The organism is Streptomyces sp., assembly GCF_035563135.1.
Taxonomy (GTDB): domain Bacteria; phylum Actinomycetota; class Actinomycetes; order Streptomycetales; family Streptomycetaceae; genus Streptomyces.
In genome coordinates, this window is the sequence record NZ_DATMVN010000524.1 from 1 (window position 1) to 19,654 (window position 19,654).

A 19,654-nucleotide genomic window follows, 5' to 3' on the forward strand; every position below is an offset into this window, starting at 1 on the left:
CTCCTCCTCGGGCCGGTCGTCACCGGGCGCGCGGTGCGCGACATGCAGGTCGATGACGTGCTGCCGGTAGTTGGCGCCGGACTGGAACACCTGGCGCGGCTCGACCGGCGCGTGTACCCGGAAGTCCGCCAGCGGACCGCGGACCGGGCCCGGGTCCTCGGCGAGCGCACGCAGCCGGGGCAGGGTCGCGTCCCAGTCCTCGAACAGGTCTCGGGCGGACAGGGATGCGTCGGCGAAGGCGACGCGCAGATCGACGACCTGGGCGTCGGCGGTGACGAGGGCGGGGAACGCCGGTCCGCCCGAGGCGGACAGGGTGCCGAGGGCGAAGGGGCCGGCGAACGACGCGGACGAGGAGGCAGGTTTCACGGACATGTCCTTCTGATTGCGGTCTCACCAATGTGGACCCGTCACCCGTGATCAGGGAAATCGATTCGGCGGATATTGTGCATCTGTTGCGTTTATAGTCCCTGGTCAGAGATGTACGGCAAAGGAAAGACCCATGAATCTGGCTCGCCTCGACCTCAACCTCGTCGTAGCCCTGCGTGCCCTGCTGGAGGAGCGCAACGTCACCCGCGCCGGTCAGCGCATCGGACTCAGCCAGCCCGCCATGAGTGCTGCCCTCGCCCGGCTGCGCCGCCACTTCGACGATGACCTGCTCGCCCGTGCCGGTGGCCATTACGAACTCACCGCCCTCGGTCAGGTCCTCCTCGGCCGTACGTCCACGGCGTACGACCTGCTGGAGCGCCTCTTCGCCAGTCAGGCCGACTTCGACCCGGCGAGGGAGAGCCGCGAGTTCGTACTCGCGGGCTCCGACTATGCCGTTGCCGTCTTCGGCACCGAACTCGCCCGTGTGGTCCACGAGGAGGCCCCCGGCATCCGGCTGCGCTTCACCCAGACTCCGGCAACGGTCGTGGACGACACGGCAACGTTGCTGAGTGCCACCGACGGACTGCTCATGCCGCACGGCGTCATCAGCGGCTTTCCGGCCACCGATCTCTACGACGATCGCTGGGTCTTCCTCGTCGCGGAGGACCACCCGGGTGTCGAGGACAAGCTCACCCGGGGGGACCTGGCACGACTGCCCTGGGTCACCTACCAGCGCACCTATGACGCCCCCGCTGTGCGCCAGGTCGGCATGCTGGGCGTCGAACCGCGGGTGGAAGTCTCCGTCGACAGCTTCCAGTTGCTGCCACTGCTGGTGGCCGGAACCCGGCGCGTCGCCCTGATCCAGGCGCGCTTGGCACGGCTCCTCGCGCCGCTCTCCGCTGTACGTACGGTGGAGCCGCCGTACGAGGCGGTGCCCCTGCGGGAAGCGCTGTGGTGGCACCCCGTGCATACGCATGACGCGGCCCACATCTGGCTGCGCGAGACGGCTGAGCGGGTCGGTGCGGGGCTGCCGCGGCAGGGATGAATCAACACGGGAACCTCCGAGATCCAGCGCAACGGCATCGCCAAGTCACCGGTGACGCTCGCCTGAAGGGGTTTCCGGCTCACGGACGGCCCCGCCCGGCGCGGCACCGCGCCTGCTCCACCGGCGCGGCACCGCGCCTGCCCGCTCCCGGCCCGAGAAGAAACCGAGGACATGGCCGGCATCCAGCAGAAGAACCCCGCCGCACCGCAGAGCCCCCGTGACCGGGCCCCCGCCGGATTCCTGGGGCACGCGGCGAGCGAGAACGTCATGACCGGGACGGCCATGGGACGCCGGTCCGGATACATGTACGGCGCCGCGCTGCCCGAGGGGCCCGCGGGACAGATCGGCTGCGGTCCCCGGCAGACCACCTCGCTCGGCAGCATCGGCCTGATCGCCCCCACCCTGGACATCACCACCACGGGCCATACGGAGACCGCCGACGGTGTGCGCATGGTCTTCCAGCTCACCCCCGGCACCGAGGCCCCGGCCGGGATGAACTTCCGCCTTCCGGAGCTCGGCGTCCTGTGCGTGACGGAGAACGCCTGCCACACCCTGCACAACGTGCTGACCCTGCGCGGCGCCCTGGTCCGTGGCCCCAGCGCCTGGGCGCGCTGCCTGACCGGGACGCTGGGCCTCTTCGCCCCTCGGGGGCGTCAGAACGCGTAGCGGACCGGCAGCCACGGAGCGTGCGTGTGCACCAGCTGGCGCACCGTTTCCACCGCCGCGGCCTTGGTGGCCTCGCGGTAGCGCACGTTCCAGCTGCCGTTCTGCGAAAGTTTCGCCTGCTGGATTTCCGGACGCCAGATGGTGTCCTCGGCGCGCGGGTGCCAGGACATGTTGACGTCATGAAGCTCCCGGTTGTGCGTCAGCATGATCACCTCGGCTGCCGCCTGTTGCTTGACCGTGTCCGGGAGGACGTCGTCCATGTGCTGGAGCAGCAGGCCCCAGGCCTGTTCCCAGCCGGGTCTGATGACGACGGGGGAGAGGTTGAAGTGCACCTCGTACCCGGCCTCGGCGAAGTCCGCCGCCGCCGCGATGCGCTCCTCGACAGGACTGGTGCGGATGTCCAGCAGGCGCGAGTCGTCCGGTGGCATCACGGAGAACCGCACACGGGTGCGCCCGCGGGGTTCGAGCAGGAGGAGATCCGGATTGACGAATTTGGTGGCGAAGGACGCCTTGGCCGTGCGCCACCGCGAGAAGGCCCGCACCAGATCAGCGGTGTTCTCGCTGATCAACGCATCGACGGAACAGTCGTTGTTCTCCCCGATGTCGTAGACCCAGGCCTCCGGATCGCACTGGTTCGGCTCCCTCTTGGGACCCTGGCCGGCGATGTGCCGGTGCAGCCGGGCAATGATGCGGTCGATGTTGGTGAAGACGGTGATGGGGTTCGCGTACCCCTTGCGCCGCGGTACGTAGCAGTAGGCGCACGCCATGGCGCAGCCGTTGGAGGCCCCGGGGGCGATCCAGTCCGCGGACCGGCCGTTGGCCCGGACGGTGAGCGTCTTCTTCTCACCGAGCACCAGGACCGTGCTCTTGATCCGGACCCAGCGTTCGGCGTTCCCCCTGTTTCCGTGCAGTTCCGGGATACGCCAGTGGGACTCGATCGGCAGCACGTCGGCGTCCGGGAACCGCGCGAGGACCTGCAGCCCTCTCGGTGAGGCCGCGGCACCCGGTTCGGCATGGATCTCGCGCACCGAAAGCATGCGGCGCGCCCGGTCGGAGTCGCGGAAGGAGGGCCCGGCGGGCTCGTGGCCCTCAGGCCGCTCGCTCAGGTCCTCGAAACCGAACAGTCCGTCCTGCACCGGATCGGCGTCGCCGGGAAACTCGGGGGTGTGCATGGCTCCCGCCTCCGGAATGGGTCACGTCTCCTCCAACGGTACGAGAACGAGGAGAGGTGCGGGTGCCGGCGCGGTGGGCCCGGGGTGTCACGGCACACCGGGCTCGGTCACAGGCCCCCTGTTCGCACAGACCCGCTGTCCTTACGGGCCCGCTGTCCGTACGGAGTCCTCCTGGCCGTCCCCGGGATCCGCGGGAGCGGAGGCCGTACCGGGAGTGCCCGGTACGGCCTGCGAGGCGTGGTCGGGATCCTCAGGCCGTCCGGCCGGAACCGGAAGCCGAGCCGGTTCCTTCCGCTTTCTTGATGCCCTTGGTGATGTCGTCCAGGACCGAGAGCTTCGGTGCCTCGGCGTTGATGTCGAAGCCCGAGCGGACGACCACCAGCATGCTCTTGATGCGGGGGGAGGGGAACGCCAGCGATTCGACGTATCCGTCGTCGCCGTTCTTCGTCACCACCTTCCAGCGCACCAGGTAGCCCTTCTGCCCGGCGACCGTGACCGCCTCGGACTTGAGCTCCTCGTGCGAGGTGATGCCGCCGTAGATCTTCTCGCCGTAGGACTCCTCGGCGTTCGCCTCGATGTCGGCCTCCGCCGCCGCCTTCGCCGTGGTCGCCTCGACCTCCAGGGCCTGAGCCGGTGCGGAGAACACCCCGCCGCGCACACAGGTCTGGGCCTCGTCGCCGGGGCAGGCGTACTCGCCGGTCGTCACTCCCGCGCCGACCGGCCCGGACCGGCCGGTCCAGCCGTCGGGCACGGGGATGCTGATCCCGCTGGCCGCGTCGGTGGCGTACCCCTCCTCCGTCTGCGGCATCTGCTGGTCCGGGCTCAGGCCTTCGCCGCCGTCCTGCCCGCCACCGCCCGGAGCACCTGGGAGACGAGGGCTCTCCGAAGGCGCGGGGGCTGTGGCCGACGTGTCGGTGCGGCTGTCCGAACTGTCGCCCAGCAGGTAGGCGCCGCCGCCGACCGCCGCCAGGACGACGGCTCCTGCGGCGATGCTCGCGCCGATGCGTATGCGACGGCGCCGGACCGTCGCAGGCGGTATCCGGAGGTGGTCGGTCCAGCGGCTCCCGTCCCACCAGCGTTCGTGCAGGGGGCCGATTCCTGAGTGCCCGGGGTCTGGATGCCAGCCGGGCGGTGTCGTCTGGGTCACAGGAGCACCGTAGGCGCACCGGGTGAGAATCGCATGAAACGCGCAGCACGGCCGCAGCCGCGCCCCGGGTCGCCGGGCAGCGCGTCGGCCCCCGCTGGGCCGTCCTCGGGGTTTTGGTCCGACCACATACCCTCTGTGACATAGTCGGACCATGCTGATCGTCCGGAACAGGGAGTAGCGGATGCCCGTGGAGTGGCAGCCCGTACGGCAGTCCCGCACCCACGAGCTCGTACTCCAGAGCATCGAGGAGCGGGTCTTCACCGGAGAGCTCAAGGCGGGCGACCGTCTGCCGCCCGAGCGGGAGCTCGCGCCCGTGCTCGGCGTGAGCCGGTCCGCGCTGCGCGAGGCGCTCAGGGTGCTGGAGACCATCGGTGTTCTGGTCGCCCAGCCCGGCCGGGGCCCGGACTCCGGGGCCCGCATCGTCCGTAACCCGGACGACGCGCTCGGCCGTCTGCTGCGCCTGCACTTCGCGCTGGGCAGTTACGGTCTGCACGACGTGCTGGAGGCACGCGTCGTCCTGGAGCGGTCGAGCTGGGAGGCCGCCGCCCGGCACGCCCGGGCCGAGGACCTGGACGCGGCGGCGGAACTCGTCCGGAGGATGGGCGAGCCGGATGTGAGCGCTGCCGGTTTCAACGACCTCGACACCCGCTTCCATGTGCTGATCGCCGGGAGTTCGGGCAACGCCCTCACTTCGACGCTCACTTCGGCGGTGCGCGAATCCGTCCGCCCGCTGATCCTGCGGGCGCTGGAAGAGGCCGAGGACTGGCCGGCGACGGCGGGCGCCCTGAACGCCCAGCACGCGCAGCTGCTGCGGCTGGTGCGCGAGGGGCGGGGCGGCGAGGCGGCGGACCTGGTCGAAGAACACATCCGGGGCCTGCACGGAACGCTGGTCGACGAGAACGACGCCCCGTAGGGCGAACACGCTGCTGTCGACGGGAGCGGGGACGGTGCGGACGCACCGTCCCCGCTCCCGTTTCCGTATTCCTCCACCGGGCGCGCCCACGGACTTCCCCACTAGGACCGAGGCTAGTATGGTCGGACCATAAAGCGACCGGGGAGGCCCCATGCGTATCGGACTCTTCGCCACCTGTCTGGGAGACACCCTCTTCCCGGAGGCGGTGAGATCCACCGCGGTACTGCTCGCCCGCCTGGGCCACGAGGTGGTCTTCCCGCCGGACCAGACCTGTTGCGGCCAGATGCACGTCAACACCGGCTACCAGCGTGAACCCGTCCCGCTGGTGCGCAACTTCGCCGACCAGTTCGGCGACGCCTCGATCGACGCGGTCGTCATGCCGTCCGGCTCGTGCGCCGGCTCGGTCCGCCACCAGCACGAGATCGTCGCCGAGCGCTACGGGGACGCCGTGCTGCGCGCCGGGGTCGCCACGGTCAAGGCCAAGACGTACGAGCTCTCCGAATTCCTCGTCGACGTCCTCGGGGTCACCCAGGTCGGCGCGTACTTCCCGCACCGCGTCACCTACCACCCCACCTGCCACTCCCTGCGCATGCTCCGGGTCGGTGACAAGCCGCTGAGGCTTCTGCGAGCCGTCGAGGGGATCGACCTGGCCGAGCTCCCCGAGGCCGACTCCTGCTGTGGCTTCGGCGGCACCTTCGCGGTGAAGAACGCCGAGACCTCCACCGCCATGCTCCAGGACAAGATGCGTCACGTCCTGTCCACCGGCGCCGCCGTGTGCACCGCCGGTGACTCCTCCTGCCTGATGCACATCGGCGGCGGGCTCTCCCGCATCAGGTCCGGTACCCGCACCCTGCATCTCGCCCAGATCCTCGGATCCACCCGTACCGCGCCGTACGCCCTGATGGAGGCCGCCCGATGAGCACGTTCCTCGGCATGCCCGCCGCCCCGCCCCGCTCCCCCTACGGCACGGGAAACCTGCGCGGCGACCGGAAGTTCCCCGAGGCCGCCCACGACGAGCTCCGCAACGAGCAGCTGCGCCGCAACCTCGGCAGGGCCACCCGCACCATCCGGACCAAGCGCCTCCACGTCACCGGTGAACTCCCCGACTGGGAGCGGCTGCGCGACGCCGGATCGGCCATCAAGACCGACACCATGAACCGGCTTCCCGAACTCCTGGAACAACTGGAGCAGAAGGTCACCGACCGCGGCGGCACCGTCCACTGGGCGCGCGACGGCGTCGAGGCCAACGAGATCGTCACACGGCTGATCAGGGCGACCGGCAGCAGCGAGGTCATCAAGGTCAAGTCGATGGCCACCCAGGAGATCGGCCTCAACGAGCACCTCGAAGCGGCCGGCATCACCCCGTACGAGACCGACCTGGCAGAGCTCATCGTGCAGCTCGCCGACGACAAACCCTCACACATCCTGGTGCCCGCGATCCACCGCAACCGCGACGAGATCCGGCAGATCTTCCTGGACGAGATCCCCGGCGTCGACCCGGATCTCGACAACGTGCCCGCGCACCTCGCCGCCGCGGCCCGCGCCTATCTGCGTGAGAAGTTCATGACGACCAAGGTGGCCGTCTCCGGTGCCAACTTCGGTATCGCCGAGACCGGCACCCTGACGGTGGTCGAGTCGGAGGGGAACGGCCGGATGTGCCTGACCCTGCCGGAGACCCTCATCACGGTGATGGGCATCGAGAAGGTCCTGCCGCGCTATCAGGACCTGGAGGTCTTCCTCCAGTTGCTGCCCCGCTCCTCGACCGGCGAGCGGATGAACCCGTACACCTCGATGTGGACCGGCGTGACACCGGGCGACGGACCGCAGGACTTCCACCTGGTCCTCCTCGACAACGGCCGCACCGCCGCGCTCGCCGACACGATCGGCCGTGAGGCGCTCAACTGCATCCGTTGCTCGGCCTGCCTCAACGTCTGCCCCGTGTACGAACGCGCGGGCGGCCATGCCTACGGATCGACGTACCCCGGCCCGATCGGCGCGGTACTCACCCCGCAGCTCGCCGGGATGCACGCGGTGAAGGACGACCCCAACAGCTCGCTGCCGTACGCCTCCAGCCTCTGCGGAGCATGCTTCGACGCCTGCCCCGTGAAGATCGACATCCCCTCGATGCTCGTCGAACTGCGCCACCAGCACACCGAACAGACCGGGACCACGGCGGAGAAGCTGGCCATGAAGGCCGCCGCCACCGTGATGAAGTCACCCAGGATCTACACGGCCGTGCAGAAGGCCGCCTCCTTCAGCCGCTCCGTCGGCGTCGGCGGACGCGACCGCACCGTCTCGCGCCTGCCCGCACCGTTCGACGGCTGGAGCGACAGCCGCGACACCGCAGCCCCGCCCGGGCAGTCCTTCCGCTCCTGGCTGGCTTCCGCCGAGGGGGCGGCGGCCCTGCGGGCAGCCGCGGAGGAGGGCGCCGCCCGGCGCGCCGGCGACCACCAGGAGGAACAGTGACGACCACCGCCCGTGACACGGTCCTCGGCCGCATCAGGGACGCCCTGGCCCTCGCCCCCGCTCCCGGCACCGCGATCCCCCGCGCGTACCGCACCGGCCGCTCGCTCCCGGACGATGAGCGCCTCGCGCTCCTCACCGACCGCCTGGTCGACTACAAGGCGCAGGTCCACCCCTGCACGGCCGGCCGCACGGCCGAGGTGATCGCCGGGATCCTGCGCGAACGCGGTGCCCGGCGGATCGGTGTCCCGGACGGACTGGACGAACGGTGGCTCAGCGCCTACGACGGCGAGGTCCAGCGGGACTCCGCGGACGTCTCCGCGCCGGGCCTCGACGCGCTGGACGGCGTGGTGACGGCCTCCGCCGTCAGCTGCGCCGAGACCGGCACGGTCTTCCTGGACGGATCACCCGACCAGGGCCGGCGCGCGCTCTCGCTCGTCCCCGACCTCCATGTGTGCGTCGTCGACCTGTCCTCGGTCGTGGCGGGCGTCCCGGAGGCGGTCGCCCGCCTGGTGCCGGAAAGGCCGACGACCCTGATCAGCGGTCCGTCCGCGACGTCCGACATCGAACTGGAGCGGGTGGAAGGAGTCCATGGTCCCCGCACCCTCGCCGTGGTGATCCGTACCGACGCCTGAACGAGGACCACCGCCCCTCCGGAAGCCGGGGCGCGCTCCCACCCGGCGCTGTTGGTCCTGTACCGCCCACGGCCCGGCGGGCGGGGCAGAGCCCTTCTCGTCCGGGCGGCGGCGCGGGAAGCACCGTGCGCGGCCGGTTCAGCGGCGGGCCGGCGACTCCTCGCCCTGCGAGCAGGCACCCGCACGCGCTGTGACGGGCCCGCCCCTGGTGTCCGCGCCCCCACGCGGGCACCAGGGGCGGGTGTGCCTCAGGCGCTCAGGTCGTAGAGGACGAACTCCTCCCAGGACCCGGTGATGTCGGTGGAGCGGGCGCGCAGCGAGTACTGGAGCGACCCGGTGTAGCTGTTCTCCATGGCGACGAAGAGCCCGTTCAGCGTGGACTGGAGCGCCCAGCGGTCCAGGTCCTCGTTGTAGTACAGGACGAACCGCTCCCAGCCGCCCGCACTGGTGGAACGGGCACGCAGCACGTTCTGCGCGCTGCCGGTGAAGTTCTTCTCGACCGCCACGTAGAGGTTGTTCGCCAGGGACTTGATGGCGTACGTCTGGGAAGCCTCGTCCCACTCGAAGCCGAAGCCCTCCCACGCGCCGCCGACCTCGGCGGAACGAGCCCGCAGCACACCGGTGTTCGGGGCGGCGTAGTTCATCTCGGTCGCGACGAACTTCCCGTTCCGGGCCGACTGGAGGGCCAGGAGCTCGGTCTCCGCGGCCGTGGCGGAGACACCGTCACCAGCCGCGAGCGGAGCCTGCCGGGTGGCTGCCTCCTCGGAGACGCGTGCCAGCTCGGTGCCGTCCACCGCCTCCCAGCCGCTGGGTACGGCGGCCGGCCTGTCGGCCGTGGGCGCGGCTCCGGCCGCGGGCGAGGCCAGTACGGAGACCGCAAGAACGGCACTCAGGGACAGAAAAACGGACGTAATGCGTCGCACAGGTCTTCCTCGCTTGTCATCAGAAGAATTCCGGGTCTGCGGAGAAAAGGTTCGCGATGGATACGCGGTGGCCCTGCCGGGCCATTCAGCGAATGAACGGGACGGGCGGACGGGTGCGTGCCGCCTACCGTTTCCACCGCAGGGCAGAGCCGTCCCCCCAGAATCCCCACAACCCCCGAAGGCTGAGGCCGACGCCCTCCCCGGGCGTTTCCGCAGCCGCCGCGCCACTCGGCGAAGCGGCTTCAGCGTAACCTCGCGACACGCTTTCCGGAAATGATTTGAGGGTATTTCGCGAAGTCCCGTCCACCGTTTCACCGCATTACCGGTCCTGCGGTTTTCCGTTAAGGTGATTGACGCTTTCTGTTTCCCTCGTGGTCGTGACCTCCAGCGGGCCGAAGCCGATGCGGGTCGTCGCGCCGTCGTCGGCCCAGCGCACCGCGACCGTCTCCCCGGTCACGTCGACTCCGCTCACCACCGGGGCGAGAGGGCCGGGGGCCGGCTCCGCGGTGAGCGAGGCCAGGGCGACCAGCACGTCGGTGCCCTCCACGTCCGCGGCCAGCCGGGGCAGCACCGCCCAGCGGGTGAACGCCGTGCCCTGCGGGGCCCGTACGTCCTCCGGTTCCGCCCAGCCGTACAGCCCGTGCAACGCGGAGCGCACGGTGCCCCCAGGGTCCGTCGCCCAGCCCGTCAGTTCGGCCCGTGTCCCGGCCGGGGCGCCCAGGATCCGGTGCACCCGCAGTTCGTAACGCCCCCGGACGACGGTCACACTCTCCACCCGGAGGCCGGGCCAGGTCGGCGGGCCGTCCGGGAAGACCGGGCGGTGCCAGGACGCCGCCCAGCCCCAGTCCGCCCCGTGACCCGCACCGAGCGGGTGGATACGGACCCGGCTGCTGCGGAACCCCTCGATCCGTAGCGCGAGATGATTGTCCGCGGTGTTCGTGGACGCCGTGGGGCCGGTGGCCGTCGAATACGCGAGACGGGCGTAGAGCGGGTCCGACACATCCGCCGTCTCGCTCTCGTGCGGCCGGACGTGGTCGCTCCCGTGGTTGTGCAGCCGCACGATGCCGTCCGCCCGGGTCGACTGCACCAGCAGCCCCGGGGAGGGCAGGGACAGCACCCGGTCAGGGCCCTCGCTCGGGGCGGGCTCCTCGACCGCCGCCCACAGCGGGTGCCCCTGCGGAGCGAGCAGGGCGACGAAGGCCTTCGATGCCCAGTACGGCGACGAAGGACCGGAGTACACCTGGAGCGTCGCGTCGTGCGGACCGTGCCAGCCCAGGCTCAGAAGGCCGTCGTCCCCGGCCGAACCGCGCTCCAGGAAGTACCGCAGCGAGCCACTGATCAGCCGGCGTGAGACACCGGGCGCCAGCGGGGTGTGCCCGGAGACCGCGCCCATCCCGACCGCCGCGCCCGCCGCGAAGCGATAGGTCAGCGAGCGCCCGAAATGCAGCGGAGCGCCGTCGCCGCCGAACATCAGCGAGAAGCTCTCCAGGTGCTCGCCCAGCCGTGCTCCGTGGTGTGCGGACAGTTCGGCGTCACCCGACAGGTACGCGTCCAGCACGGGATACAGGTGCAGCGCCCAGCCGTTGTAGTGGTCGAAGGCGCGTCCGTCCCCATCGGTGTACCAGCCCTCCCCGCGGTACCAGACCTCCAGCAGGTCGAGCGCCCGCTGCCGGGCCCGGGCCGTCTCCGCGTCGCCCCGGCCGGCCGACTCCAGGAACCCGGCGACGGAGAAGGGGAAGAGGTACCAGTTGTTGGGTGCGGGCGTGTGCCGCAGGGCGCCCCGCAGCCATTCCTCCGCCCGGTCCTGCGTGGCGCCGTCCAGCCTGTCCCACAGCCAGGGGCGGGTCAGCCGCAGCCCGATCGCCACCGACGCCGACTCCACCATCGGCTGGCCGAACACGGTGTGGTCCAGGATCAGGGGCCAGGACTCGGCGTCGTCCCGCCCGGCCGTGCGCGTCCCGGCGGTGAGCCCGTCGGCGTACCGCTCCAGCCAGTTGTGCGGGTCCCCGCCCTCCGCGCCGGCGACCCGGAACGCGGCGGTGAGGAACGTACGGGCATAGCCCTCCAGGCCGTCGGAGCGGACCCCGGAACGGGAGGGGCGGCCCGGCAGGTCGAGGAGGGCCCGGCCGGGCGTGGCCCACTTCCAGGCGGCGTCCAGCAGCCCGTCCGCCGAAGCCTCCCAGTGGGCCCGGGTGTAACCGGTGTACGGGCTGGCCGTGCGGTCTTCAGGGGGGAGCCGGAAGGGGGTGGAGGTCATGCGAGGAATGCCAGCCTTTCGCGTCGTACGGGATGGGCGAAGCCCTCACCCCTGGCCCAGCGCGCGACCTCGCCGACCGCGAGGTCGGCCAGCCGCCGCAGTTCGTTGCCCTGGGAACCCGCGAGGTGAGGGGTGAGGGTGGCGTTGTGACAGTCCCACAGCGGGTGGTCCGCCGGCAGCGGGTCGGGGTCGGTGACGTCGAGCACCGCCCGGATCCGCTCCGCCCGCAGTACGTCGGTGAGGGCGTCCTGGTCGACGACCGCGCCCCGGGAGGTGTTGATCAGCACCGCATCGGGCCGCATCGAGGTGAGGAGTCCGCGGCTGACCAGCCCGGTGGTCGCGGGCAGCAGCGGTGTGTGCACGCTGACCACGTCGCTCTCCGCGAAGAGCCCGGCCAGGGGGACGGGGCGGACGCCGAGCCCGGCGGCCTCCTCGTCCGTGACGTACGGATCGTGGAGCAGTACCCGCAGGTCGTAGGGCCGCAGCAGTTCGATCACCCGTCGGCCGATCAGCGAGGCGGACAGAATGCCCACCGTGCGGCGGTAGTTGCCCACGCCGGCCGGGGCCGCGAGCCACGCGTCGCGCATGCGGGTGGCCCTGAAGTCCCGGGCCCGCTCCAGCACCTGCTTGCCCGACAGCAGGATCATCGCGAGGGTGTACTCCGCGACCGGCAGGGCGTTGGCCGCCGCGGCCGACGACACCTCGATGCCCCGGTCCCAGCAGGCGTCGGTGACATGGCCGCGTACCGTGCCCGCCGTGTGCACGACGGCCCGCAGCGCGGGTGCGGCGGCCAGGACACCCGCGTGGACAGGCGGGCAGCCCCAGCCGGTGACCAGGACCTCCGTGTCCGCGAGCACGGCTCGGGCCGCTTCGGTCGTGAAGTCGTCGAGCGCGGGCCCGGGGGCGAGGGCGCACACCTCGCCCAGCGCCGCCAGGGAGTCGGGGGTGAGCACCGCCGCTGCGGCGTCCGCTCCCATGGCGAGCGCGGCGCGCGGCCGGCGGTGTGCGGAGGGGGTGCTGGGCATGGTTCTCCTGTGCGGTGGTCCGGGAGGGGCGGCACGGTCACTTGACGGCGCCCGCCGTCAGTCCGGACCGCCAGAAACGCTGGAGCAGGGCGAAGGCGAGGATCAGCGGCAGCACCGCGAGCAGCGAGCCCATGACGACGACGGGGTAGTACTCGGGCGATACGGACGCGGCGCTGTTCCAGGAGTACAGACCGAGGCTGACCGGATACAGGTCCTGGTCGGAGAGCATCACCATGGGCAGGAAGAAGTTGTTCCAGACGGCGGTGAGCTGGAAGAGGAAGACGGTGACCAGTCCCGGCCCCAGCATCCGGAGCGACACCCGGAAGTAGGCGGCCAGTTCGCCCGCACCGTCCATCCGCGCGGCCTCGAGCACCTCGTCGGGCACGTACCCCTGGCTGAAGATCCGGCCGAGGTAGACCCCGAACGGATTGAACAGGACGGGGACGAAGACCGCCCAGAAGGTGTTCACGAGCCCTGCGCCGGAGGCCATCAGGTAGAGCGGCAGGGCGAGCACCGTCTGCGGCACCATGACGGCGGCCAGCACCAGGCCGAACAGCTTCTCCTTGTGCGCGAAGCGGTACTTGTCGAAGGCGTAGCCGCACGCGGTGCTGATCAGGGCGCCGAGAGCCGCGCCGAGCACCGCGTACAGCAGACTGTTGCCGTACCAGCGGCCGAACAGCCCGCCGTCCATGGCGAAGAGGTCCTTCAGGTTCTGCACGAAGGAGAAGCCGCTCAGCGACAGGATGTCACTGCTGAACAGGGCGTCCCTGTTCTTCGTGGAGGCGAGCACCAGCCACAGCACCGGCAGCAGGGTGTAGAGCACCGGGACGAGGACCACCAGGTTGACGACGGAGCGCCCGAGGAGCCGGGGCCGCAGGGACGAGGCGGTGCGGGACACGGGCGGCACGCTCATCGGGCGGCCTCCTCGGCGGCGCCGGCACGGTTGGTCCAGCGGGTGACGCCGTAGGAGAGGGCGATCGTGCACAGCAGCAGGATGACCGAGGCGGCTGCCGCGAGACCGTAGTTGTTGCGGGTGAAGGCGGCGTCGTAGACGTACATGCTGGGGGAGAAGCGGGAGTTGATCATCGGGGTCGACTGGCTGAGCAGCATCGGCTCGGTGAAGAGCTGGAGCGCGAAGATGAGGGTGAACATCGCGACCATCACGATCGACGAGCGCACCAGCGGGGCCTTGACCTGGAGGGCCGTGCGGACCGGGCCCGCGCCGTCGACGACCGACGCCTCGATCACCTCGTGGGGAACCGCCTGCAGGGCGGCGTAGAACACGACCATGTTGTAGCCGAGGTTGCTCCACAGCGCGATGTTGACGATGGACGGGAGCACCATGTGCACCCCGAGGAAGTCGACGGTGAGGTCGGCCCTGCCGAGCAGGCCGATCACCGGGCTGATGCCGGGGGTGTACAGATACAGCCAGATCAGGGCCGCGATGATGCCCGGTACCGCGTGCGGCAGGAACAGCGCGAGCTGGACGGTGCCCCGCAGGCGGACCACGCCGGAGTCCAGCAGCAGTGCCAGCACGAGGGCGCCGGTCACCATCAGCGGGATGTAGACCACGCAGTACAGGGCGACGACGCCGAGGCCACCGAGGAAGGTCGGGTCCGCCAGGACGGCGCTGTAGTTGCGGAGTCCGGCGAAGACCGTCCGCTCGGGGCCGAAGCCGAGCCCTGGCTGGTCGTCGCTGAAGAAGCTCAGACGGACAGCGGTGGCGACCGGGATCAGGAAGACGGTCACCAGAAGGACGAAGAACGGTGTCATCAGGACGCCGCAGGCGCCGAGTTCACGCCGTCGGGCGGACCTGCGGCCCTTCGGCACCGGCGCGGTGGCGGCCGGGCCCCGCGGTGACGGCCGGGCGGCGGCGTCCGCCGCCACGGACACGGGAGTGGCGCTGGTCATGGGTGTCACCTGCCTCTCTGCTGCTGGGAACGGGCGGCGGACCGCCGGTCAGGTGGAGTGCTGGGTGGTCCTCAGGCCGAGCGCATCGAGGTCGGGCATCGTGCCCTCCTGCGCCGCCCTCACGGCTCCGAGAACGGATCCCCGGCCGCCGCTCGCCCGCGCCAGCCCATCCCTCATGATCTTGCCGGTGGCCGTCATCCGAGGGCCCCAGACCCAGCCGGGGCGGATCTTGCGGGCCTCCTGCTCGAACAGGGTGTAGATGTCCTGGCCGCCGTAGTAGGCCCGGTCGAAGGCCTTGCGGCCCACGTCCACCAGGCCGGGCGCGGCGGGGTACTGGCTGCTGGCGCCGCTGGAGAGGCGGGCGCGCAGGGCGTCCGGATGCGAGACCTGCCACTCGATGAACTCCATCGCGGCCTCGGGGTGCGCGCTGTCCTTGGTGATGGCGAAGGTCGAGCCGCCATGGGTTCCGACAGCGGGGGCGGCCGGATCCCACTGGGGAAGCGGTGCGAGCGCCCACTGCCCCTTCTGGCCCGGCCGGGCCTTCATCTGCGCACCGGCGTCCCACGCGCCGCTGAGCCGGCTGAGCACCAGGCCCTCACCGATCTGGACATCGCTGTGCCGGCTCTCCACCGCGTTCATGAAGACCAGCTCCTGGTCGGTGAGCCGCTGCCAGTACGCGGCCACGCGGCGGGTCGGGGCGTCGGCGAGCGAGACGTTCCATGCCCCGCCGGCCGTGTCGAACCACTGGGCGCCCGCCTGCCAGGCGTACGCGGCGAGATGGGTGTCACCGTCCGTGGGGAAGAGCGCCATCCGGCGGTCACCGGTCCTGCGGCGTACGGTCCTCGCCGCGTCCTCGAAGTCCTCCCAGGTGCGCGGGACGGTCAGGCCGTACCGTTCGAAGAGGTCGGTGCGGTAGTGCAGCACCATCGGCTCTATGTCCAGAGGGACGCTGAACACCCGCTTCTCGAACGTGGTCAGCCCCAGCGACTGCGGCAGCAACCCGGCGCGGAGTCCTTCGCCGACCAGGTCCGTGATGTCGCGGCAGACTCCGTCGATGGCGAAGCCCGGGACCTGCGGATACTCGATGGTGGCGATGTCCGGGGCATTGCCGGCCCGGGCCGCGTTGCTGAGCTTGGCGTAACCTCCCTGCATCCCTCCGGGGACCTGCTGGAAATCGACCTGAATCGTGTCGTGACCGCGGTTGAACGCGTCCACGACCTCCTGGCTGCCCCGCAGGGCGGACCAGAAGGTGATGCGGGTCTTCCTGCTTCTCCCGCTGCTCACGGTCCTGCCGGTACTGCTCGTACCGCCCGATCGTGTGTCCCCGCCACCCCCTCCGCAGGCGCTGAGCGCACCTGCCGGAGGAAGCGCGGCGATCGTGGCGAGCACGGATCGACGACTCCGTCGACCAGGCATGTGCGCCTCCCGCGGCTCCTGATTCGAGACACGGGAATACTGATCGGCTGATCGATAGCGGTCAATAGACCGATCAAAAGAAGCTTGAAGTGTTCAAACGATCATTTTGCCGGACGGTGCAACACCTGGGTCGATCCGCGCACTTCGAGGCGGGGGAGCAGCTCCGTCCTGCGCACCGGGCCGGTCGTGCCGGGCGGCTGTGCCAGCCGGTGCATCAGGAGCTGAGCCGCCGTCCGCCCGATCTCGGTACGCGGCGGCGCGACCGCGGTGAGAGCGGTGCTGCCCAGCGCCGCGACGACATCGTCGTAGGCCACCACCGAGCAGTCCTGGGGTACCCGTATCCCGTTCTCCGTCATCCGCTGGACCAGCATCAGGGCCTCCTCGTCCCCGTGCAGGACCGCGCCGGTCATGCCCCGCTCGCGCAGCAGTGCCGCGATGTCCGGGACCTCCTCCGGGGTGCCGGGCCCTCCGGGCCCCGCGTCCGGGGAACTGAGCACCACCGCCCAGTCCTCCACCTCGGGCCGCGCCGCCGCGATGTCGGCGAACGCGGCCCGTATGGAGCGCGCGGTCGGGCTGTCGTTCCTGGCGGCCAGCACGATCCGGCGGTGGCCCAGCGAGACCAGATGGTCCACGGCCAGATGGATCCCGTACCAGTGGTCGGAACACACCGAGTCCAGGGCGTGCAGCACGCTGCCGGGCCGTGGCCGCCGCTCCATCAGGACCGTCGGCACCCCCACCTCCGCGAGCCACCCGTGGTCGGCCTCCTCGCCCGCGGAGCTGCGCCAGCGGGGAGCGATCAGCAGCCCGCTCACACCGGCGGCCAGGGCCCGCTCCACCTGTGGCCGTTCAGCTCCGGCCGCCTGGGGGGCGATGTGCAGGGTGATGCGTCTCCCGGCCTCCTCCAGAGCGGTCCTGGCGCCGTGCAGCGTCTCGTGGAGATAGGAGTGCCGCTCGGGGACGACCAGGGCGACGGGGGCCTCGTCCCCGGCCGGCTGCCCGCTCCGTGCGGCCGGCACGGCCGTCACCGGCACCGCGTCCCCCATCGGCCGGACCACCCCGTGACCGCGCCGCAGCATTCCGGTCCTGGCCAGCTCCTCCACGTCCCGCCGGAGCGTGACCGCCGAGACGTCCAGCTCCGCGGCGAGCGAGCTCACCTTGACGGCGCCACGCGCGTGCACCACCGCGAGAATGCGCTTGCGCCTCAGCCCGACCGGCTCCCGCATGCTGGCCCCCTTGCCTACCGCTGTGCGATGTTCGTTTGAACGTTCATGTGAGCGATCGCAGCATAGCGAGGGGCTGACGAACCAGAGGGCCGCGGAGCGGGGTGATCATCCACTGAAGGAAGACCCGTCTACCATCTGATCCGCAATGGACACCATCACACTCTGGCAACTGGCCGCGCTCGCGGCGGCATCCACCCTCGTCGGCTTCTCCAAGACGGCGGTCAGCGGAGCCAATACGATCAGCCTCGCGGTCTTCGCAGCCGTACTGCCGGCCCGCGAATCGACCGGAGTGCTGCTCCCGATCCTGATCGCGGGCGACATCCTCGCCGTGCTGGTCTACCGACGTCACGCCCACTGGCCCACCCTGCTACGGCTCTTTCCCGCCGTCGCCGTGGGCGTGGTGGCGGGCACCGTCTTCATGATGTGGGCCGACGACGACGCCGTAGGCACCTCGATCGGCGCCATCCTGCTCTTCATGGCGGGCGTCACCGTCTGGCGCCGGCGTGCCCGCCCCGAGCCGGTCCCGGAGCAGGACGACGAGGACGGCCGGACGCGCGGGGGGCGCTTCAAGGCCCGCTCGTACGGGGTGCTCGGCGGATTCACCACCATGGTCGCCAACGCGGGCGGCCCCGTGATGTCGCTCTATCTGCTGTCGGCGGGCTTCCGCAAGCTGGGCTTCCTCGGGACGTCGGCGTGGTTCTTCCTGATCGTCAACACGTCCAAAGTGCCCTTCAGCGTGGGGCTCGGCCTCATCGACGCGCAGTCCCTGCTGCTGGACGCCGCCCTCGTGCTGTTCGTCATCCCCGGTGCGTACCTCGGCCGCGTCTGCGTGGGCAGGATCAACCAGAAGCTCTTCGACCGGATCGTGATCGGGGCCACCGTGCTGGGCGGCCTCCAGCTGCTGCTGCGCTGAGGGCCGCCCCGGGGGAAGGACCCGTCAGACGATGCCCTCGGCGATCTCGGCCTGCTCACGGGCGTTCCCGTACGCGGCCGGGGTGCTGTACGAACGGCGCGCGACGAACCACCACACCGTCGCCAGGACCAGGACGGCGACCAGGGCGATCGACGCGTAGTTCATCGAGTCGACGGTCACCGGCGAGGACTGCGGCAGCAGGAACAGCACGCTCACGAGGGCGACCCAGACCACGGCGATCCAGCCGATCGGCTTCGACCAGCGGCCCAGGTGCCAGGGGCCGCGCCGGAAACGGTCCCCGGCCCGCAGCTTCAGGTAGATCGGGATGGCGTACGCCGGCGTGATGCCGATGACGTTGATCGCCGTGACCGCCCCGTACGCGGTCGCGGAGTAGAGCGACGGCACCGCCAGCAGCGCGGCGACACCGACCGAGAGCCACACGGCGGGCACCGGGGTCTGGGTGCGCGCGCTCACCTTGCGCCACAACGCGGAACCCGGCAGCGCGTTGTCACGGCTGAAGGCGAAGACCATCCGGCTCGCGGCCGCGACCTCGGCGTTGCCGCAGAACAGCTGGGCCGCGATGACGATCAGCAGCATGGCGGTGGCACCCGACGTACCCAGTGCGTCGATCAGGATCTGGGCGGGCGGGACCCCGGTGGCACTGTTCTGGGTGCCGGCGTAGTCCTGGATGGCGAAGGTCAGTCCGGCCAGCAGCACGAAGCCTGCGATCCAGGACACCCAGATGGCGCGGACGATGCCCTTGGCGGCCGTCACCGACGCGTTCGAGGTCTCCTCGGACAGATGGGCGGAGGCGTCGTAGCCGCAGAAGGTGTACTGCGCCAGGAGCAGACCGATCGCCGCCACATAGACCGGGTTCTCCCAGCCCGTGCCGTTGACGAACTCGGTGAAGACGAACGACGGGGACTGGTGGTCCGAGGGCACGATCGCCAGCACCGTCACGATCAGGGCGACACCGGCCAGGTGCCACCAGACGCTGATCGAGTTGAGCACACTGACCAGGCGCACGCCGAAGAGGTTCAGCACGGCGTGCAGCAGCAGAATGCAGAGGAATATCACCATCGTGGAGCCGGGGGTGGGATCGAAGCCCCACTGCAGATTGAGCAGGGCGCCCGTGAACAGGGCCGCCCCGTAGTCGATCCCGGCGATCGCGCCGAGCAGGCCGAGCAGGTTCAGCCACCCGGTGTACCAGCCCCACTTGCGGCCGCCGAGCCGGTCGGCCATGTAGTAGAGGGCCCCCGATGTGGGGTACGCGCTGGTGACCTCGGCCAGGGCCATGCCCACACAGAGCACGAACAGTCCGACGCCGGCCCAGCCCCACAGCATCACGGACGGGCCGCCGGTCGACATGCCGAAGCCGTACAGCGTCATGCAGCCGGAGAGGATCGAGATGACGGAGAAGCTGATCGCGAAGTTCCCGAAGCCGCCCATGCGACGGGCCAGCACCGGCTGGTAGCCGAGCTCGCGCAGCCGCTGCTCCTCGTCCTTCTGCGGCATGGGCTCCGTGCTCGACGGGCTCGAGGCGGATATGGACATGGGGACGACCTCCAGGTGGGGGGGT

16 protein-coding genes and 2 pseudogenes are annotated in these 19,654 nt (G+C 70.7%); 7 read left to right on the top strand and 11 right to left on the bottom strand.

The window, feature by feature from the left end:
• Positions 1–372 (bottom strand): annotated as a pseudogene (locus tag VN520_RS23220) (hydrolase); the annotation flags it as partial.
• Positions 373–499: 127 nt separating this feature from the next.
• Here VN520_RS23220 and VN520_RS23225 point away from each other — a divergent pair.
• Entirely contained in the window at positions 500–1,411 is a 912-nt protein-coding gene (locus VN520_RS23225; protein WP_325748876.1) for a LysR family transcriptional regulator, read from the top strand.
• 225 nt (positions 1,412–1,636) lie between these two features.
• Positions 1,637–2,050, top strand: a pseudogene (locus VN520_RS23230) (MBL fold metallo-hydrolase); the annotation flags it as partial.
• A gap of 14 nt (positions 2,051–2,064) precedes the next feature.
• On the opposite strand, the gene VN520_RS23235 reads toward VN520_RS23230, so the two are convergent.
• Entirely contained in the window at positions 2,065–3,249 is a 1,185-nt protein-coding gene (locus VN520_RS23235; protein ID WP_325748877.1) for a spore photoproduct lyase family protein, read from the bottom strand.
• Between the two features lie 250 nt (positions 3,250–3,499).
• Positions 3,500–4,396, bottom strand: a complete 897-nt coding sequence (locus VN520_RS23240; RefSeq protein ID WP_325748878.1) for a DUF2510 domain-containing protein — start codon at positions 4,394–4,396, stop codon at positions 3,500–3,502.
• 181 nt (positions 4,397–4,577) lie between these two features.
• Between VN520_RS23240 and VN520_RS23245 the strand changes: the two genes are divergently transcribed.
• The 4 genes from VN520_RS23245 to VN520_RS23260 all read left to right on the top strand — a co-directional run bounded on the left by VN520_RS23245 (position 4,578) and on the right by VN520_RS23260 (position 8,407).
• Positions 4,578–5,309 (top strand): FadR/GntR family transcriptional regulator, encoded by a 732-nt coding sequence (locus VN520_RS23245; protein ID WP_325748879.1) that lies wholly within the window; start codon positions 4,578–4,580, stop codon positions 5,307–5,309.
• A 151-nt stretch (positions 5,310–5,460) separates the two neighbouring features.
• On the top strand, positions 5,461–6,228 hold the full coding sequence (locus tag VN520_RS23250) for a (Fe-S)-binding protein (protein ID WP_325748880.1): 768 nt from the start codon (positions 5,461–5,463) through the stop codon (positions 6,226–6,228).
• Complete coding sequence (locus VN520_RS23255; protein WP_325748881.1) at positions 6,225–7,775, top strand: lactate utilization protein B; 1,551 nt, start codon at positions 6,225–6,227, stop codon at positions 7,773–7,775. Before VN520_RS23250 ends, VN520_RS23255 begins: the two co-directional genes overlap by 4 nt.
• A complete protein-coding gene (locus tag VN520_RS23260) occupies positions 7,772–8,407 on the top strand; it encodes a LutC/YkgG family protein (protein ID WP_325748882.1) in 636 nt (211 codons plus the stop codon). Before VN520_RS23255 ends, VN520_RS23260 begins: the two co-directional genes overlap by 4 nt.
• Positions 8,408–8,655: 248 nt before the next feature.
• Here VN520_RS23260 and VN520_RS23265 read toward each other — a convergent pair whose 3' ends face one another.
• From VN520_RS23265 to VN520_RS23295, 7 genes are all read right to left on the bottom strand, one after another.
• Positions 8,656–9,321 (bottom strand): hypothetical protein, encoded by a 666-nt coding sequence (locus tag VN520_RS23265; RefSeq protein ID WP_325748890.1) that lies wholly within the window; start codon positions 9,319–9,321, stop codon positions 8,656–8,658.
• A gap of 328 nt (positions 9,322–9,649) precedes the next feature.
• Positions 9,650–11,587: a DUF2264 domain-containing protein gene (locus tag VN520_RS23270; RefSeq protein ID WP_325748883.1), complete on the bottom strand. Its 1,938-nt coding sequence runs from the start codon at positions 11,585–11,587 to the stop codon at positions 9,650–9,652.
• Entirely contained in the window at positions 11,584–12,612 is a 1,029-nt protein-coding gene (locus VN520_RS23275) for a hydroxyacid dehydrogenase (protein ID WP_325748884.1), read from the bottom strand. Before VN520_RS23275 ends, VN520_RS23270 begins: the two co-directional genes overlap by 4 nt.
• Before the next feature lie 37 nt (positions 12,613–12,649).
• On the bottom strand, positions 12,650–13,525 hold the full coding sequence (locus VN520_RS23280) for a carbohydrate ABC transporter permease (protein ID WP_325748885.1): 876 nt from the start codon (positions 13,523–13,525) through the stop codon (positions 12,650–12,652).
• Positions 13,522–14,523, bottom strand: coding sequence for a sugar ABC transporter permease (locus tag VN520_RS23285; protein WP_325748886.1), 1,002 nt, complete (start codon positions 14,521–14,523; stop codon positions 13,522–13,524). The genes VN520_RS23280 and VN520_RS23285 overlap by 4 nt, the downstream gene beginning before the upstream one ends.
• Before the next feature lie 48 nt (positions 14,524–14,571).
• Positions 14,572–15,939: an ABC transporter substrate-binding protein gene (locus VN520_RS23290; protein WP_325748887.1), complete on the bottom strand. Its 1,368-nt coding sequence runs from the start codon at positions 15,937–15,939 to the stop codon at positions 14,572–14,574.
• Positions 15,940–16,040: 101 nt separating this feature from the next.
• Positions 16,041–17,162, bottom strand: a complete 1,122-nt coding sequence (locus tag VN520_RS23295) for a substrate-binding domain-containing protein (protein WP_325748888.1) — start codon at positions 17,160–17,162, stop codon at positions 16,041–16,043.
• 145 nt (positions 17,163–17,307) lie between these two features.
• On the opposite strand from VN520_RS23295, the gene VN520_RS23300 reads away from it, so the two are divergent.
• Entirely contained in the window at positions 17,308–18,075 is a 768-nt protein-coding gene (locus VN520_RS23300) for a sulfite exporter TauE/SafE family protein (protein WP_325748889.1), read from the top strand.
• A 24-nt stretch (positions 18,076–18,099) separates the two neighbouring features.
• Here VN520_RS23300 and VN520_RS23305 read toward each other — a convergent pair whose 3' ends face one another.
• Positions 18,100–19,629: an amino acid permease gene (locus tag VN520_RS23305; protein ID WP_325748891.1), complete on the bottom strand. Its 1,530-nt coding sequence runs from the start codon at positions 19,627–19,629 to the stop codon at positions 18,100–18,102.
• Positions 19,630–19,654: the final 25 nt, after the last annotated feature.

What these genes read in the sequence shown, in the direction of transcription:
- VN520_RS23295 (WP_325748888.1), bottom strand. Translation starts at nt 17,162, where the DNA reads ATGCGGGAGCCGGTCGGGCTGAGGCGCAAGCGCATTCTCGCGGTGGTG.
- VN520_RS23225 (WP_325748876.1), top strand. Translation starts at nt 500, where the DNA reads ATGAATCTGGCTCGCCTCGACCTCAACCTCGTCGTAGCCCTGCGTGCC.
- VN520_RS23300 (WP_325748889.1), top strand. Translation starts at nt 17,308, where the DNA reads ATGGACACCATCACACTCTGGCAACTGGCCGCGCTCGCGGCGGCATCC.
- VN520_RS23270 (WP_325748883.1), bottom strand. Translation starts at nt 11,587, where the DNA reads ATGACCTCCACCCCCTTCCGGCTCCCCCCTGAAGACCGCACGGCCAGC.
- VN520_RS23290 (WP_325748887.1), bottom strand. Translation starts at nt 15,939, where the DNA reads ATGCCTGGTCGACGGAGTCGTCGATCCGTGCTCGCCACGATCGCCGCG.
- VN520_RS23235 (WP_325748877.1), bottom strand. Translation starts at nt 3,249, where the DNA reads ATGCACACCCCCGAGTTTCCCGGCGACGCCGATCCGGTGCAGGACGGA.
- VN520_RS23305 (WP_325748891.1), bottom strand. Translation starts at nt 19,629, where the DNA reads ATGTCCATATCCGCCTCGAGCCCGTCGAGCACGGAGCCCATGCCGCAG.
- VN520_RS23250 (WP_325748880.1), top strand. Translation starts at nt 5,461, where the DNA reads ATGCGTATCGGACTCTTCGCCACCTGTCTGGGAGACACCCTCTTCCCG.
- VN520_RS23245 (WP_325748879.1), top strand. Translation starts at nt 4,578, where the DNA reads ATGCCCGTGGAGTGGCAGCCCGTACGGCAGTCCCGCACCCACGAGCTC.
- VN520_RS23285 (WP_325748886.1), bottom strand. Translation starts at nt 14,523, where the DNA reads ATGACCAGCGCCACTCCCGTGTCCGTGGCGGCGGACGCCGCCGCCCGG.
- VN520_RS23255 (WP_325748881.1), top strand. Translation starts at nt 6,225, where the DNA reads ATGAGCACGTTCCTCGGCATGCCCGCCGCCCCGCCCCGCTCCCCCTAC.
- VN520_RS23275 (WP_325748884.1), bottom strand. Translation starts at nt 12,612, where the DNA reads ATGCCCAGCACCCCCTCCGCACACCGCCGGCCGCGCGCCGCGCTCGCC.
- VN520_RS23280 (WP_325748885.1), bottom strand. Translation starts at nt 13,525, where the DNA reads ATGAGCGTGCCGCCCGTGTCCCGCACCGCCTCGTCCCTGCGGCCCCGG.